This is a genomic window from uncultured Sphingobacterium sp. (assembly GCF_964277905.1).
GTDB classification, from domain to species: domain Bacteria; phylum Bacteroidota; class Bacteroidia; order Sphingobacteriales; family Sphingobacteriaceae; genus Sphingobacterium; species Sphingobacterium siyangense.
Genome location: NZ_CAXYKD010000024.1, coordinates 326,371 through 341,266 on the forward strand (window position 1 = coordinate 326,371; position 14,896 = coordinate 341,266).

Genomic DNA, 14,896 nt, shown 5'->3' on the forward strand with positions numbered 1-14,896 from the left:
TTTAAGATGAGTTTGTTTTAAGAGTCTTTATCCGAAGGGGTAAAGACTTTTTTTACAATTCTAAACCCCAGATTACTAAAAGATGCATTGGGACTAACTGATCCTATATAGACCGTATTAAATGCAGCACAGCTATTTTTACTACACCACCAGGAGCCCCCTCGGGCATGGGCAATAGAGCGATCACCATCTCTTTCAAGCTTTCCGGTACAAAATTCAAAGACATTTCCAAAGATGTCATAAAGCCCCCATGGATTGGGTTTGAATTTTCCGACAGGAGAAGTATACAGATAGCCATCAGAATAATCCGCTTTCAAATGATCTCTTCCATGCCATACATTTGCATATTCACCCATATTCTCTTTACTGAAACCTTCAAAATAATAGCCTTCGCTACCAGCTCTGGCCGCCACCTCCCATTCGTCAAAAGAGGGTAATCTACAGTTTGCCCATGTACAATATGCCAGCACATCTTTATAGGAGATACAGGTAACTGGATGGTTCATCTTAGCCTCAATGCCGCCACGACTTACACCATTCGGAAAGCGCCAATAGGCTGTACTATCCTGTAGCCAACGAAACTCCGCCAAGCCAGGCTCAAAGACCATAGCGTTGTGATAGCGTTCTGCTAATGTTTTATAGCCTGTTGCTTGAACGAATTTCTCAAATTCAGCATTTGTCAGCTCAAACTTAGCGATCCAAAACGATTCAACTTTTACAACTCTTTTGGGATTGTCTAGGCTAGCTGTATCACCCAAATGATAGTCTCCGGCTGGAATTTGGATATAGTTTCCAGCTTGGGCTTCACATTGGAGATGTAAAACAATCAATCCCATCAAATAGAGTAATTTCCTCATTCTCCTTGCCGTTTGTTATAATACAAATTTGAAGTTTAGAATACTAAAAATCCAACTGCACTACTTGCTTTTTTTCTCTTCGTAATATTTAAGCGCCCGACTAAAGATCAGCGCCTCATTTTCTTTATTGTAATTTAGATAGGAGTAATAATTGCTATTTTCTCCATATAACTTTTTAAAAGATGTAGACTTTATAAATTCACTATATTCACCTCGTTTCATCAGTAACATCAATAAGGTCAGGGCATCTTTGTCTTTCGGTGTCTTCTTGGCATAATCAATAATAAAAGGAATCATTTGCCAACCGTTTAGTTCCACTAGGGCATGCTTATAATTTACCCCCATCCGTTTGCTTCGGATAACAGATTCCTGGATAAGTTTGATTACTGAATCCCTATTCTCCTGCAAAAAATCGGTCTGTCTTTGCGACCAGGATGACTCATTAAAACCGTCCAATAAGGTGCCAAAGATTTTTTTGTCGATCTGCGTTTGGTATTCAGGTATAGCGCAATTCTGTGCATATAGTTCTGCGTGAATCATGGTATAGGTAAACTTTTCGCGCAGGGATAGCTTTTTAAAATCAGTAGCCGAAATTGCATTTGTTCCAGCATCGGTCGTTTCTTTATCTTCTTCGGGAATTATTTTTGCGATTAACGCCTTTACTTTGTCCAAACCATAGGGCGGGATGGTCATTTTGTTCCGCACTTCGATAGCAGCAGGATCCATAAAAAGACTCTCGTCATCCTCCGGATTCGTTTGTGCAAAAACACCTGCCCAACACAGGAAAGAAATAAAAAATAAAAGTCCCCTTTTCATATCGTATGATTTAATATCTTTTAAAAATAAAGAAATTACTGCTACAAAAATTATTCCTCTTTATTATATAGAACTTCCTTTCGCCCCGATCTGCCTTTTCCTAATTGCAATGATTTCTAAATACAATAATTCCTTTTTGTAATGAATCCCCTCTGCTCCTAACAAAAATCCCCGGATTTAATAAAACCCAGGGATACTATATTTCTTTTACTTTTGTCTATATCAAGAATATAAACCTTTCTTATCGATAAACTCTATCACCTTTTGTGGTACAAAAAATTGAATATTTTTATTTTCCTTGATTGCCTTTCGCAAAAAGGTAGAAGACAATTCCATCAATGGTGTAGCTGTGATGGTGATTGAAGGATGATCTTTAAGCTTTCCACCATCATATCCAGGACGTGGATAGACATAAATCTGGTAGTCACGTAAGATAATATCCGCATTTTTCCATTTTTCCAAAGATTCCAAACTATCTTCTCCCATAAGGAGCACAAATTCACGATTGGGATATTTTGCTTTTAAATGGGTGAGCGTATCTATCGTATATGACGGTATTGGTAAATGGAATTCAATATCTGTTACCCGCAGGTGTTCAGCACCCTCCAAAGCCAGATTTAACATCTCCAGACGATCATAGGGATCTGCCAATGTAGATTTCTTCTTAAATGGATTTTGAGGAGAGACCACAAACCAAACTTCATCCAATTCAGTGAAACTGGCCATATAATTAGCGATGATCAGGTGTCCTATGTGCACCGGATTAAAAGAACCAAAATACAGACCAATTTTTCGCATGGACTTATTTATTGATAAATCCCATAACAATTTCTTCAGCTTCGGCACATGCAGTAGCTAAATCAAAGTTATTCAATATGACATCAAATTTATTAGCATAGGTAAGTTCCAGTTCAGCTTTGGCAAAACGTTCCTTCAATTTTTCTTCTGAATCCGTTCCACGTCCTGTCAAACGCTCCTTAAGCACCTCCAATGAAGGTGGCTGTACGAAAATAGAAATTGCCTGTTCTGGAAATTTTGATTTCAAACGTAGTCCACCAACCACATCGATATCAAATATAACATGTTTACCTTCTTTCCAAATACGTTCAATTTCTGAACGCAAAGTCCCGTAAAATGTTCCTGAATATACTTCTTCAAACTCGATGAACTCCTGTTTAGCTACCTTATGTAGGAACTCCTCCTTTGACATAAAATAATAATCTTTTCCGTCTACTTCCTGTCCTCTAGGGTCACGGGTACTCGCCGAAATGGAAAACTCTATTTTATCGCCATGTTTACTTAAAAGATCTCTTACTATTGTTGTTTTACCCGCTCCTGATGGGGCCGAGAATATAATTAATTTACCGCTCATCCTTATAATACGTTGAGCAATTGCTCTTTTATTTTTTCTAATTCTTCTTTCATTCTAACCACAATCTGTTGGATTCCGGCATGATTGGCTTTAGAACCAAGGGTATTGATTTCTCTACCCATTTCTTGTGAAATAAAACCTAATTTTTTACCATTTGAATCGGCTGAATCAAACGCTTTTAAAAAGTAGTTGCAATGGGCGCGCAATCTCACTTTCTCCTCAGTCACATCCAATTTGTCGATGTAGTAAACAAGTTCTTGCTCAAATCGATTTTGATCGACATTTTCTTTACCTACCGTATCATTCAAAAATTGCTCGATACGCTGTCTGATTAATGGTATACGCTCTACTTCCAAAGCCTCTACCTCAGCAAGGTAAACTAAAATAAGTTCAGCCCGCTTTTTTAAGTCTCCAGCAAGTACATTTCCCTCATCTTCACGAAATGTATTAAAACGTTTGACGGCATCATAAAAAGCATCCATCAATACCTTAGACTCCTCATCATCAACCGAATCATCATTATTCGTGATTACCTCAGGCATATTTAATGCGAGTTCAAACAGGTTGACATTCGTATCGTTGAGTTCTACAGCAATCTGCTGTAATTGACTATAATATTTTTTGAGTAAATCAGCATTAATGGAAGACGCCTTCGCAGTTTGATCCGTATATTCAACCGTTACATTCATGTTAACTTTACCACGTTCAATAAGTTTGCTACTTTCAGTACGCAGGGTCAATTCTTTGTCCGAAACAACTTTGGGCAAACGAAGATTTAATTCAAGGAATTTTGAATTTAAGGACTTTATTTCGACACTATATTTAACTTTACCGTTATCAGCGGAAGCTGTGCCATATCCTGTCATGGATTTTATCATATGCAAAGGTATGACTTTTCAGTAAAAATTAAATACACTGTATCGATTAATTGCTGATACTAGCCAAATTACCTTTCTTTTTATTTACCAATCGTGTTTAGCGATGATAACTACTAAGTAACTTTCATAAGGTTTGGCACCTTTGCATTCAACATAACCAATCCCAATATCATATAGCGAAGCGTTCCATTGATCCATGCCCAATAAATGGGTACGATGATGATAACCCGGAGCTTCCTTTCCAATAATTAAGGCCTTAATGCCAGCGGTAGCACTGGATCGGTTGGCCGCAATGGACTCAAAATTGTTTGCATTTCGTTTTGACAGCCATGCCGGATTAAGCTGATATCCTGCCTCGTCAATGAAATAGTTCGGTCCATAGCCCTCAGGTGAGGCATGGTCAAAATAAGAACGTTTAGCCATATCTTTTGCACGATAAACTGCAACCTCGGCCAACTGGTTATTCCAATTGAGTTTGGTTCGTTTAATCTTCTGTAGATTAAAAAGCTTCAGCTCCTTCTTATACTTTTCGGGATTTGTACGAATTTTGTTCAATAGCTCATAGGCCTCGATGGCTTGACCATGATCGACAACCACACGTTGGGCAAAAATAGACTGTGTAAAAAGCAGGGTAAATGCTAAAACCAAATAGTTCATACGTAAATAATCTCTTCTTCAATGACCTTACGAAATATCCAGATGATCTTGTCCGCTTAACTTAATTTTATCGCGTCCAAAATACATTTGGGCACAGTACCTGTACTTTTTCAATAGGAATATTTCGTATCAATCCTTTAACCCTAAAAGACCATATTTAGTATGCAACGTTTAATCTTTTTTTGATTTATTTGTAGTCAGAAATTGTATAAGCATGGGTATTAGGCTAATAAAGATAACGGCCAGAATAACAAGGGAGAAATTATGCTTAAAGAATGGCAGCTGTCCAAAAAAATAACCTGCAAGCATAAACAATGAAACCCATAATATACCGCCAATTAAATTATATTTTCCAAAGATCCTATACGGCATTTTACCAATACCGGCTACAAATGGCGCAAAAGTTCTAACAATGGGCACAAATCGCGCATAAATAATGGTCCTCGTTCCATGTTTCGCATAAAAATCCTGTGTTTTTTGCAGGTAAGTCGGCTTAAATATCCTTGACCCTGGCTTAAAAACACGGATTCCAACATATTTACCAATTTCATAATTCACGAAATCCCCGGAAATAGCGGCGAAAACTAAGATGACCATAAATAGTGGCAACGAAAGCGGACAATCGGGGTGGGCAATTATCGCACCCAGGGCAAATAAAACTGAATCACCAGGAAGAAATGGGGTAAAAACAAGTCCTGTCTCCGCAAAAATGATTAAAAACAAAATCAGATAAGTCCAGTTTTCATAACTATTGATCAGTTGCAAAAGATGCTGGTCGATATGCAATATAAAATCAATAAACTGTGAAATGATTTCCATTTTTTTGATCTATAAAAAAAGGGAATCTTATTGGATTCCCTTTTTAGTTTTTATCTTTTCTTTAATAAGCTCGAAGATTATTGGTAATATCGATATAAAAATAATGATCAATACGACCTTCGAGAAATTATCTCTGATAATCGGAATATTTCCTAAAAAATATCCTGCGAGGGTTATACCACCCACCCACAAGACAGCTCCTACGACATTATACGTAATGAAGGTACCATAATTCATCTTTCCAATCCCCCCAACGAAAGGCGCCAAGGTACGTACGATAGGTACAAATCGAGCGATAACGATTGTTTTACTGCCATATTTCTCATAAAAAGAATGAGTCTTGGCAATTTGCTCATCTTTGACTACCTGCTTACCAAATAGCTTAAATTTCGTTAGGCGCATACCAAAATTCTTACCAATAGCATAGTTTAAGGAATCCCCAGAAACCGCTGCTACCAATAAAATGAGAATCATCAACCATACGTTAAGATCATTTGGTTGTGCGGCTAGCATGCCCGCCGCGAACAACAAAGAATCTCCAGGTAAAAAAGGCATCACAACCACTCCCGTTTCTACAAAAATAATAAGAAACAGAATAAGGTACGTCCAAGTCTGATAATCATTGACTATTTCAACCAAATGTTTATCAATATGGAGAATAAAGTCTATAAGATGCGTAATTAGTTCCAAATCCTGACGAAGATTAAGCGTTGTTTAACATAACAGGCATCACCAACATCAAAATATCTTCATGATCTTCAGATACGGCCGGAATCAATAAACCGGCACGATTTGGCGTACTCATCTCCAAAACAACTTCTTCACTCTCTAAGTTATTTAACATCTCCACGAGGAATTTGGCGTTAAAACCGATTTCCATATCATCCCCTTCAAATTGACAGGACAAGCGTTCATGCGCTTCATTAGAGAAATCTAAATCTTCTGCAGAGATATGCAATTCACTTCCTGAGATCTTAAGACGAACCTGATGGGTTGTTTTATTAGCAAAAATCACCACCCGTCTCAAGGTATTTAAAAACAATAATCGATCTACAGTTAACTTGTTAGGGTTGACTTGAGGGATTACAGCAGCATAATCTGGGTAACGTTCATCAATCAAACGACAGATCAAATTAATGTTGCCAAAGCTAAAGAACGCATTGGTTTGATTATATTCTATCGATACTGTAACATCATCGGATGGTAGCGACGATTTGAGCAATGAAAGTGCCTTTTTCGGCAAAATAAGTGATGCCGGTTTCTCAGCACCAATATCAGTTCTCGAATAACGCACCAATTTGTGCGCATCGGTAGAGACAAAAGTCACATTCTTTTCAGCTAATTGCACCAAAACACCGGACATTGCAGGTCTCAATTCGTCGTTACTGACCGCAAAGATTGTTTTACTGATCGCTTCTGACAAAATAGGAGCTGGCATCTGAATAACTGACCCGTTATCGATTGAAGGAATTTTAGGGAAATCGTCGGCATTCTCTCCACTCAATTTATATTTTCCATCACCTGCACTGATCTCAATAGCCAAGGTATTCATATCTACTGAAAATGCTACTGGCTGATCTGGTAAGGTTTTTAACGTCTCGATCAAAATCTTCGAAGGCATGGCTACTCTTCCCTCTTCTTTTGCTTCGATCTGTAAGGAAGTAACCATACTAGTTTGCAGATCCGTAGCAGAAATAGTCAAGTTATTGTCTTTTATTTCAAAAAGAAAGTTTTCCAAGATAGGCAAAACAGTACTTGTACTGGATGCGCCATTGATAGCTTGTAACTGCTTTAATAAAATTGATGTTGATACAATGAATCTCATTTCCTGAATACTAATTATTATGTGCAATAATACACAAATTAATCAATATTTTTCAGTTTTATAGGCCGCTTTCTTTCCACATAAAGAGATTTCGATCGTTCAAATAAGCAATTGTATTTCAATTAATAAGCACAGCGCCAAAAGTATAGAAAGCAAATTCGGCCCGATAAATCACAATATTTATTACATTTGTATAATAGCAGTAGTGTATGCAGTTTAAAGAGATCATTGGCCACAAAGACATCAAAGAACATTTAGTTCGCACGGTTCATGAAAATCGTGTGAGTCATGCGCAATTATTTCTTGGTCCTGAGGGCTCCGGTAGCCTTGCATTAGCCTATGCTTATGCACAGTTTTTGAATTGTGAAAACCGACAGTCAACCGACAGTTGTGGCGAATGCCCCTCTTGTCGAAAATATAATAAGCTGATCCATCCCGATCTCCACATGTCTTATCCTTTCATAGCCAAACATAAGGAAGATACGGCATCCGATTATGCGGACAGCTGGCGAAAATCTTTTTTATCCAATCCGTACATGGGATTGGAATATTGGCGCAATCAATTGGATGCGGACAACAAACAGGTCAATATCAATATTGCCGAGGCGCATGGTATCATCAAAAAACTAAGTCTCAAATCCTTCGAAGCTGAATATAAGGTTTTAATTATGTGGCTGCCCGAATACCTGGACACACAAGGCAATGCGCTGTTAAAGTTAATCGAAGAACCACCCGAAAAAACGCTCTTTATTCTGGTTGCAGAAAATCAGGACAAAATATTAAATACAATCATATCACGTACGCAATTGGTCAAAATAAAGAAGTTGGATCACATGGAGATCGCACAACATCTAAAAAGCGTACATCATCTTTCGGATCAAGAATCAGCTGAAATTGCTTTTATTGCGGATGGAAACCTACAAGAAGCAATGAATCAAATCCAGTCGCAAACAAATAATCATTTTGGCATTTTGGTAAACTGGCTGCGCTTCATCGTTTCGGACGCAGGGACCAATATGATTTCCCTAGTAGAAGAAGAGCTCTCAAAAATGGGGCGAGAAAACCAAAAAAGCTTTCTTTTTTATGCAATTAATATGATGCGTCAGATTATATTAATAAAAGAAGGGCTTTCCAGTCTCGTATTCTTACCGGCCAAAGAATTGGATTTTGTCCAAAAATTTGCCGTACACTATACCGTTGAACAAATTGAAGCAACAATAAATCTATTTGAGGAAACACATTATTTTGTAGAAAGAAATGCAAATCCCAAAATATTATTTTTAGATTTATCTTTGCAGTTAACATTAATATACAAGTACAAAACGTTTCCGAAAGGAACTCAATATATAATATAGAAAACTATGGGATGTGGCAGTTGCTCATCCGGCGGAGGTTGCGGTACTACCACGACAAATGGTACACCAGCAGGATGTCAGAACAATGGCTCTTGCATGACTAGCGGATGTAATAAATTAGATGTATATGACTGGCTTTCCGATATGGATATGCCTTCAAACTATAAACCATTTAATATCGTCGAAGTACGATTCAAGGGATCACGAAAAGATTTCTTTATTAATGTAGACAATACCTACCTTGAAATGGGGGAAATGGTCGTTGTAGAACCCTCTACTGGTGGCTATGATGTCGGACATGTCTCCTTAACGGGTGAATTGGTCAGACTACAATTAAAAAAGAACAATGTTACCCCAGAAACGGTAACTAAAAAAATCTATCGGAAGCCCAATGAAATGGATGTAGAGAAGTATAATGCAGCAAAAGATCTCGAATGGGAAACTATGCACAAAGCACGTAAACTGGCTTTGGACCTAGGTTTGTCCATGAAGATTTCTGATGTTGACTACCAGGGTGATAAAACCAAAGCTACCTTCTACTACACTGCTGAGGGCCGCGTGGATTTCCGTGAGCTTATCAAAAAAATGGCTGAAGCTTTCAGAATACGCATTGAAATGCGCCAGATAGGTATGCGACAAGAAGCTAGCCGCCTCGGTGGAATCGGTTCCTGTGGCCGCGAACTCTGCTGTTCAACCTGGCTAACGGATTTCAAAACAGTATCCACGTCGGCCGCACGTTATCAAAATCTTTCTTTGAATACGTTAAAGCTAGCGGGACAATGCGGAAAATTAAAATGCTGTCTCAATTATGAATTAGATAGTTACATGGATGCTTTAAAAGACATCCCAAATAATATCGACCGCATCGAAACGCTAAAAGGAGTTGCTTATCTTCAAAAGACCGATATTTTCAAGAAAATGATGTGGTTCTCTTTTCCTGGAGCTGAAAATTGGATCGCCATTCCCGTTCAACAAGTCAAAGAGTTTGTCGAAATGAATAAGCAGGGGATCAAACCGGAAGCAATTTCGAGTGCAGTAGATAACGATGAAGTCAGAGAAGAGAAAAATATCAATTACGATTACGAAAATGTAGTCGGACAAGATAGCTTAACTCGACTTGATGACCGGAATAAAAGAAAGAAAAAAAGAAAATCCAAAAGCAATACTGTCAAACCTGAAAGTAAGGCTGGACAAAAAACTGAGAAGTCCGAACAAAGTACACCTAGACAAAGTGCTAAACCTCAGATTTCGACTGATGCTGTAGCTCCAAGCGCGAATAAAGAGAATAAAGAAGGATCTAATAACAGACCAAAAAAGCGTTTTAATCGCCATCGGAATAAAAACAAAGGTAATAACAACAATGCTGCACCGAAAGCAGAATAAAAAAAATATGCCTAATTTTAACCCATTAGGCATATTCTTTTTATAAATAAACATGAAACTCAAAAGCTCTCCCTTCCTTATTGGTTTGTTATGTATTGGCATAGGGTATTCTTGTGACCAAACTTTTGTCATAAATGAAAATAAACCCATTGATAATAAAGCTTGGCTGAATACATCACCGCCTAGTTTTCAATTTCATATCGACGACAAAACCAAACGATATGATGTATTGATGGATGTCCGTCATACAACAGAATATGCTTTTTCCAATCTTTTTGTACTTATTTATCAACGAGGCCCAGGTAAAAAACAATATACTTATCGTAAAGAAATAAAAATGGCCAGACCGGATGGGAAATGGCTCGGAAAATCTTCTGGCAGCTTGTATAACAATCAATCCATCATCCATAAAGATTACCTATTTCCTGATACAGGAATTTATACGATTTCCATCGAACAGAACATGAAAGAAAATCCGTTGAAAGAAATCACAGATGTAGGGTTAACCGTTGTTCCAAAATGATACGCTTACTACGATATCTATTATTTCCTTTTACCATCATCTATGCCCTTGTGGTGTGGATAAGAAATAGATTATATGATCTTAAGCTGCTTCCCTCGCGGTCGTTCGACATTCCAACCGTTGTTATAGGAAATCTTGCCGTAGGTGGGACAGGGAAAAGCCCAATGACTGAATTTGTGGTATCCAGCCTTAAAGATCACTTTAAAACGGCAATACTCAGTCGGGGGTATGGACGCAGCACCAAGGGGTTTTATCTGGTACAGACGGATTCATCAGCTATGGATGTAGGTGATGAGCCCTTACAGTTCAAAAATAAATTTCCGGCTGTCACTGTTGCAGTCTGTGAGGATCGTTGTACTGGAATTGAAAAACTTCAGTCAACTCATCAACTTATTATTCTGGACGACGCTTATCAACACCGAAAATTATCACCTCTTTTCAATATATTATTATTTGATTTTTTATCATTTTCTCACCCTATGCTCGTATTTCCCACAGGAAACTTTAGGGATCTCCTTTTGGAGGCCAAACGCGCACAGATCATAGTAATTACGAAATGTCCTATTGATATTTCTAATGAGCAAAAAAAACGGATAGAAAACAAAATCAGGTATTATAACAAAGAAGCTTTAATAGTATTTAGCTACATCGACTATCTTGAACCCATCAATGGTAAAGGAAATCTAATCAATATCAAAGGCAAAGACATTATTTTGGTTACGGGTATTGCTAAACCTCAACCCTTAGTAGATTATCTCCAAAATAAAGCCAATTCAATCCAACACATTTCCTTTGAAGATCATCATTCTTTTACTGAATCGGATATCAATCAAATTGCAAAATCTTACCACAATCTGGCGAGCAAAAACAAGATCGTATTGACAACTGAAAAGGACTTTCAGAGACTAAAACCTTTTAAACAGCAATTTATTGCAATTGATTTGGCTTATCTGCCGATCGGTCTTCAATTTCACGACCCTATCCAACAGGAAATATTCCATGAAAGGTTATATGATGCAGTGGCTCAAAGTGTTAATCAACCTTAAATTTTGTTAAGATCAGATGCTATACTAAACTTTTTCATCAAATTTATATTCTATATGTAAACAGAGAATCTCAAAAGTTTTCGCTCTGTCTATAATGAACAAATTGAGTGTATACCCGATATTCGGCACTCATGATATAAACTATACAAAGATGAAAAAGAAAATTTTAATGGCAGTAGCTTGTCTATTTTTAAGTGCTACAGGAGTTTTTGCCCAACAACGTCAGCAACGTAGTCCTGAAGAACAAGCTAAAATGCGCGTAGAGCATTTAGACAAATTATTAAGCCTCAATCAAACGCAAAAAGATTCGATCTATAACCTTACATTAAGTCAGGCTCAACAACGGGCTGCTCTTCGAAATGATGGTGGAGATCGAAAAGCGAGTATGGAAAAATTTAAGCAGCTTCAGGAGATACAAACAACCAAAATCAAATCATGGCTTACTCCTGACCAAGCTAAGCTATTTGACGAACAGCAAGAAAAAATGAAAGAAAGAATGTCTAAACGTTCCGACAATTAATAAAGCTATCTTAGAAAAGGCCTTGTTTTTTGACAAGGCCTTTTTTATTTCACGTTCAGTTCTATTCTGACGTTGTCATCACAATTAAGCTCGTCTAACTTTATCGATCCTGTTAACAGTGCAATAACAGCGATATCATCAATTTTCGCATTTCACATCACATATCAAAACCCGTATTTCAATGAATTACAATTAGTTAATGTTAAAACTTTGTTAAAGTAACATAGTTGATACAATATAAATGCCCCTTTCCGAGTTTTTATAGCAAGATCTTTTAATTGTAACTTTTTAAATACAATAGATATGAAAAAGCTAATTTTAACAGGAATAGGATTCATTCTAGCGATGGGCCTAACGTTTGCACAACAGGTTAGTCCCGAGGATGCAGCTGCTAAAGCAACGACTGAACTTGTACAGAAACTGCATCTGAATGATGAGCAAAAAACTGCGGTATCAACTATTCTATTGGATCAGGTAAAAGCAGAAGAGACAATAGTAAAAGATACTGGGTCTTCTGCTCAAGCGAAAAGCGATGCACTTCATAAGCTACAGACTGAAGTGGATACCAAAGTCAGTCAATTACTTACCGAAGATCAGAAATCGCTTTATCAAAAAGTCATAACTGAAAGACCAGCTAAAGCTGTGCCGACCGCAGCTGAGCCTACGAAAACTGAATCTGGTCAATAATCGACAACAAAGTAAAATTAGGTAGCAGAAAAACATTGAATAATTTCATCTAAAATTGAACATCATGAAAAAGTTATTTTTAGCAGGCATAGGTTTCTTCCTAGCGATGGGCCTAACATTTGCACAACAAACAACACCGGAAGAAAATGCAACAAAGGTAGTGACTGAATTAGTCACAAAGCTGACATTAAATGACGAGCAGAAAACTGCGGTATCAACAATCGTATTGGATCAAGAAAAGGCTATAGCGGCTGTCATTCAGGACTCCACGACTAAGGTTGACGTCAAAAAGGAGAATATTGCCAAAATACAGGGTGAATCAGATACTAAAATAGCACAGTTGCTAACAGATGAACAAAAAGTTGCTTATCAGAAATATGTAACTGAGCGACCTCCGGTAAACATTCCGGCAACGCAAGAAACAACAGAACAAAAAGAATCCGGTAACGGACAGAGCAATCAACAACAACAATAACCATTCGAGAACGAATGAAAAGCCTCTGGATATGTAATGCATGTCCAGAGGCTTTTTTATGCCTTACAGGGCCTTAAATACATTAAAAAAGGGCTGTCCAAGTAATATGGACAGCCCTTCTAGTGCTTTGCTTACGACAATTGACATTAAGATTTTAATTTTTTCATAATGTCACTTACATAAGTTTTAAATTTCTTGTCAGTTTCAATTAAATCCTCTACGGTTTGACAGGCATAAATGACTGTCGAGTGGTCTCTTCCTCCGAAGAATGCTCCGATCGATTTTAGTGAAGATTTGGTATGTGCTTTTGCTAAGTACATCGAAATTTGCCTGGCCTGCACGATTTCACGCTTTCTAACTTTCGATTTAACCATATCCACAGGAACTTCAAAATATTCACAGACTAATTTTTGAATAAAGTCCATTGAAATTTCCTTATGGGTATTCTTCACAAAATTCTTCAACATCGATTTTGCTAAGCCCAAATCGATCTCTTTTTTGTTCAAAGTAGACTGAGCCAATAATGAAACCATGGCTCCTTCCAATTCACGAACGCTGTTATCGATCTGTGTTGCGACGTATTCCACTACATTTTCAGGTAAATCAATACCATCGGAATACATCTTCTTCTTCAAAATTGCCATTCTCGTCTCAAGATCAGGAATCTGAATATCTGCAGATAATCCCCATTTAAAACGACTAAGCAAACGTTCCTCCAAACCAGCTAAATCCTTAGGAGCTTTGTCTGAAGTCAAAATAATTTGCTTTCCAGATTGATGCAAATGATTAAAAATATGGAAGAAAATATCCTGTGTTTTTTCTTTACCGGCAAAGTTATGTACATCATCCATAATGATGACATCCATTGCTTGATAAAAGTTAACGAAATCATTGATTGTATTATTTTTCAATGAATCCACAAACTGTTGACAGAATTTCTCACAAGACACATAAATGACCAGTTTATCGGGAAGATTTCTCTTGATTTCATTTCCGATTGCTTGGGCAAGGTGTGTCTTTCCCAAACCAACATCACCATAAATCATCAAAGGGTTGAATGAAGTACCACCTGGCTTATTCGCTACAGCATAACCTGCAGAGCGAGCAAGACGATTACATTCACCTTCGATAAAATTTTCGAATGTGTAGTTTTGATTCAATTGCGGATCAACCTGCAATTTTTTCAATCCAGGAATAACAAATGGATTTTTGATATCTCTATTTAAAGATACCGGTACAGGGATAGATTGTCTTTTCCCTTCTGCTCCATTGCCGTTCGATGGAAGATTAGTCGTATAGGGATGAGAAGCTGAAGACTTCTCCACTACAATATTGTATTCCAATCTACCTTGTTCTCCTAAAAATTTCTTTACGGTCTTACGAAGAATTCCTACATAGTGTTCTTCCAGCCACTCATAAAAAAATAAGCTAGGCACTTGAATAGTCAAAACGTCACCCTCCAAACGGACTGCTTTCACAGGTTCAAACCAGGTCTTGAAACTTTGCGCTGGTATATTATCTTTGATAATCGAAAGACAATTATTCCAGACACTTGAATACGTTTTTTCCATTCTAAAATTGTTAATAAGTTGATTTACAATACGCGACAAAAAATATGTTGATAACTTTCTCTGAGAACGAAGATGACAAAAAAATATCAGCTAAAAAACTAAAATATAAAAT

17 protein-coding genes are annotated in these 14,896 nt (G+C 37.4%); 7 read left to right on the top strand and 10 right to left on the bottom strand.

Translation table 11 applies throughout. The annotated features are described in order from the left end of the window. Positions 1-17: 17 nt before the first annotated feature. The 9 genes from ACHWSC_RS11325 to dnaN all read right to left on the bottom strand — a co-directional run bounded on the left by ACHWSC_RS11325 (position 18) and on the right by dnaN (position 7,224). Positions 18-857: a formylglycine-generating enzyme family protein gene (locus ACHWSC_RS11325; protein WP_394676841.1), complete on the bottom strand. Its 840-nt coding sequence runs from the start codon at positions 855-857 to the stop codon at positions 18-20. A gap of 60 nt (positions 858-917) precedes the next feature. Next, positions 918-1,673 (bottom strand): hypothetical protein, encoded by a 756-nt coding sequence (locus ACHWSC_RS11330; RefSeq protein WP_394676842.1) that lies wholly within the window; start codon positions 1,671-1,673, stop codon positions 918-920. A 222-nt stretch (positions 1,674-1,895) separates the two neighbouring features. Then, the gene (nadD, locus tag ACHWSC_RS11335; RefSeq protein ID WP_075990440.1) at positions 1,896-2,471 is read right to left on the bottom strand and encodes a nicotinate (nicotinamide) nucleotide adenylyltransferase; all 576 of its coding nucleotides are present in this window, start codon (positions 2,469-2,471) and stop codon (positions 1,896-1,898) included. A 4-nt stretch (positions 2,472-2,475) separates the two neighbouring features. Next, on the bottom strand, positions 2,476-3,045 hold the full coding sequence (gene gmk / locus ACHWSC_RS11340; RefSeq protein WP_075990439.1) for a guanylate kinase: 570 nt from the start codon (positions 3,043-3,045) through the stop codon (positions 2,476-2,478). 2 nt (positions 3,046-3,047) lie between these two features. Then, a complete protein-coding gene (locus ACHWSC_RS11345) occupies positions 3,048-3,923 on the bottom strand; it encodes a YicC/YloC family endoribonuclease (protein WP_083663423.1) in 876 nt (291 codons plus the stop codon). Between the two features lie 84 nt (positions 3,924-4,007). Further along, the gene (locus ACHWSC_RS11350; protein WP_394676843.1) at positions 4,008-4,580 is read right to left on the bottom strand and encodes a CAP domain-containing protein; all 573 of its coding nucleotides are present in this window, start codon (positions 4,578-4,580) and stop codon (positions 4,008-4,010) included. 171 nt (positions 4,581-4,751) lie between these two features. After that, positions 4,752-5,399, bottom strand: a complete 648-nt coding sequence (locus tag ACHWSC_RS11355) for a DedA family protein (RefSeq protein WP_394676844.1) — start codon at positions 5,397-5,399, stop codon at positions 4,752-4,754. A 27-nt stretch (positions 5,400-5,426) separates the two neighbouring features. Further along, positions 5,427-6,089 carry a DedA family protein gene (locus ACHWSC_RS11360; protein ID WP_075990435.1) on the bottom strand — a complete coding sequence of 221 codons (663 nt, stop codon included), beginning with the start codon at positions 6,087-6,089 and terminating at the stop codon, positions 5,427-5,429. A gap of 13 nt (positions 6,090-6,102) precedes the next feature. Then, positions 6,103-7,224, bottom strand: a complete 1,122-nt coding sequence (dnaN, locus tag ACHWSC_RS11365; RefSeq protein ID WP_088159749.1) for a DNA polymerase III subunit beta — start codon at positions 7,222-7,224, stop codon at positions 6,103-6,105. A 209-nt stretch (positions 7,225-7,433) separates the two neighbouring features. On the opposite strand from dnaN, the gene ACHWSC_RS11370 reads away from it, so the two are divergent. The 7 genes from ACHWSC_RS11370 to ACHWSC_RS11400 all read left to right on the top strand — a co-directional run bounded on the left by ACHWSC_RS11370 (position 7,434) and on the right by ACHWSC_RS11400 (position 13,213). Next, a complete protein-coding gene (locus ACHWSC_RS11370) occupies positions 7,434-8,579 on the top strand; it encodes an ATP-binding protein (protein WP_201666935.1) in 1,146 nt (381 codons plus the stop codon). A 6-nt stretch (positions 8,580-8,585) separates the two neighbouring features. Then, positions 8,586-9,962 (top strand): regulatory iron-sulfur-containing complex subunit RicT, encoded by a 1,377-nt coding sequence (locus ACHWSC_RS11375; RefSeq protein ID WP_201666936.1) that lies wholly within the window; start codon positions 8,586-8,588, stop codon positions 9,960-9,962. A gap of 52 nt (positions 9,963-10,014) precedes the next feature. Continuing rightward, positions 10,015-10,485, top strand: coding sequence for a gliding motility lipoprotein GldH (locus tag ACHWSC_RS11380; protein WP_394676845.1), 471 nt, complete (start codon positions 10,015-10,017; stop codon positions 10,483-10,485). Further along, positions 10,482-11,531, top strand: coding sequence for a tetraacyldisaccharide 4'-kinase (gene lpxK / locus ACHWSC_RS11385; protein ID WP_394676846.1), 1,050 nt, complete (start codon positions 10,482-10,484; stop codon positions 11,529-11,531). Before ACHWSC_RS11380 ends, lpxK begins: the two co-directional genes overlap by 4 nt. 151 nt (positions 11,532-11,682) lie before the next feature. Next, the gene (locus ACHWSC_RS11390) at positions 11,683-12,051 is read left to right on the top strand and encodes a hypothetical protein (protein WP_145328250.1); all 369 of its coding nucleotides are present in this window, start codon (positions 11,683-11,685) and stop codon (positions 12,049-12,051) included. Between the two features lie 303 nt (positions 12,052-12,354). Further along, positions 12,355-12,738 (top strand): hypothetical protein, encoded by a 384-nt coding sequence (locus tag ACHWSC_RS11395; RefSeq protein ID WP_394676847.1) that lies wholly within the window; start codon positions 12,355-12,357, stop codon positions 12,736-12,738. 64 nt (positions 12,739-12,802) lie between these two features. Next, the gene (locus tag ACHWSC_RS11400) at positions 12,803-13,213 is read left to right on the top strand and encodes a hypothetical protein (protein WP_394676848.1); all 411 of its coding nucleotides are present in this window, start codon (positions 12,803-12,805) and stop codon (positions 13,211-13,213) included. Between the two features lie 146 nt (positions 13,214-13,359). Here ACHWSC_RS11400 and dnaA read toward each other — a convergent pair whose 3' ends face one another. Continuing rightward, positions 13,360-14,784, bottom strand: coding sequence for a chromosomal replication initiator protein DnaA (gene dnaA, locus ACHWSC_RS11405; protein WP_046672557.1), 1,425 nt, complete (start codon positions 14,782-14,784; stop codon positions 13,360-13,362). Positions 14,785-14,896 lie beyond the last annotated feature (112 nt).

Bases quoted from the DNA above. Each gene is read 5' to 3' on its own strand.
- nadD (WP_075990440.1), bottom strand. From the start codon at position 2,471: ATGCGAAAAATTGGTCTGTATTTTGGTTCTTTTAATCCGGTGCACATA.
- ACHWSC_RS11390 (WP_145328250.1), top strand. From the start codon at position 11,683: ATGAAAAAGAAAATTTTAATGGCAGTAGCTTGTCTATTTTTAAGTGCT.
- ACHWSC_RS11345 (WP_083663423.1), bottom strand. From the start codon at position 3,923: ATGATAAAATCCATGACAGGATATGGCACAGCTTCCGCTGATAACGGT.
- ACHWSC_RS11370 (WP_201666935.1), top strand. From the start codon at position 7,434: ATGCAGTTTAAAGAGATCATTGGCCACAAAGACATCAAAGAACATTTA.
- ACHWSC_RS11330 (WP_394676842.1), bottom strand. From the start codon at position 1,673: ATGAAAAGGGGACTTTTATTTTTTATTTCTTTCCTGTGTTGGGCAGGT.
- ACHWSC_RS11375 (WP_201666936.1), top strand. From the start codon at position 8,586: ATGGGATGTGGCAGTTGCTCATCCGGCGGAGGTTGCGGTACTACCACG.
- ACHWSC_RS11395 (WP_394676847.1), top strand. From the start codon at position 12,355: ATGAAAAAGCTAATTTTAACAGGAATAGGATTCATTCTAGCGATGGGC.
- dnaN (WP_088159749.1), bottom strand. From the start codon at position 7,224: ATGAGATTCATTGTATCAACATCAATTTTATTAAAGCAGTTACAAGCT.
- ACHWSC_RS11325 (WP_394676841.1), bottom strand. From the start codon at position 857: ATGAGGAAATTACTCTATTTGATGGGATTGATTGTTTTACATCTCCAA.
- ACHWSC_RS11355 (WP_394676844.1), bottom strand. From the start codon at position 5,399: ATGGAAATCATTTCACAGTTTATTGATTTTATATTGCATATCGACCAG.
- gmk (WP_075990439.1), bottom strand. From the start codon at position 3,045: ATGAGCGGTAAATTAATTATATTCTCGGCCCCATCAGGAGCGGGTAAA.
- dnaA (WP_046672557.1), bottom strand. From the start codon at position 14,784: ATGGAAAAAACGTATTCAAGTGTCTGGAATAATTGTCTTTCGATTATC.
- ACHWSC_RS11380 (WP_394676845.1), top strand. From the start codon at position 10,015: ATGAAACTCAAAAGCTCTCCCTTCCTTATTGGTTTGTTATGTATTGGC.
- lpxK (WP_394676846.1), top strand. From the start codon at position 10,482: ATGATACGCTTACTACGATATCTATTATTTCCTTTTACCATCATCTAT.
- ACHWSC_RS11350 (WP_394676843.1), bottom strand. From the start codon at position 4,580: ATGAACTATTTGGTTTTAGCATTTACCCTGCTTTTTACACAGTCTATT.
- ACHWSC_RS11400 (WP_394676848.1), top strand. From the start codon at position 12,803: ATGAAAAAGTTATTTTTAGCAGGCATAGGTTTCTTCCTAGCGATGGGC.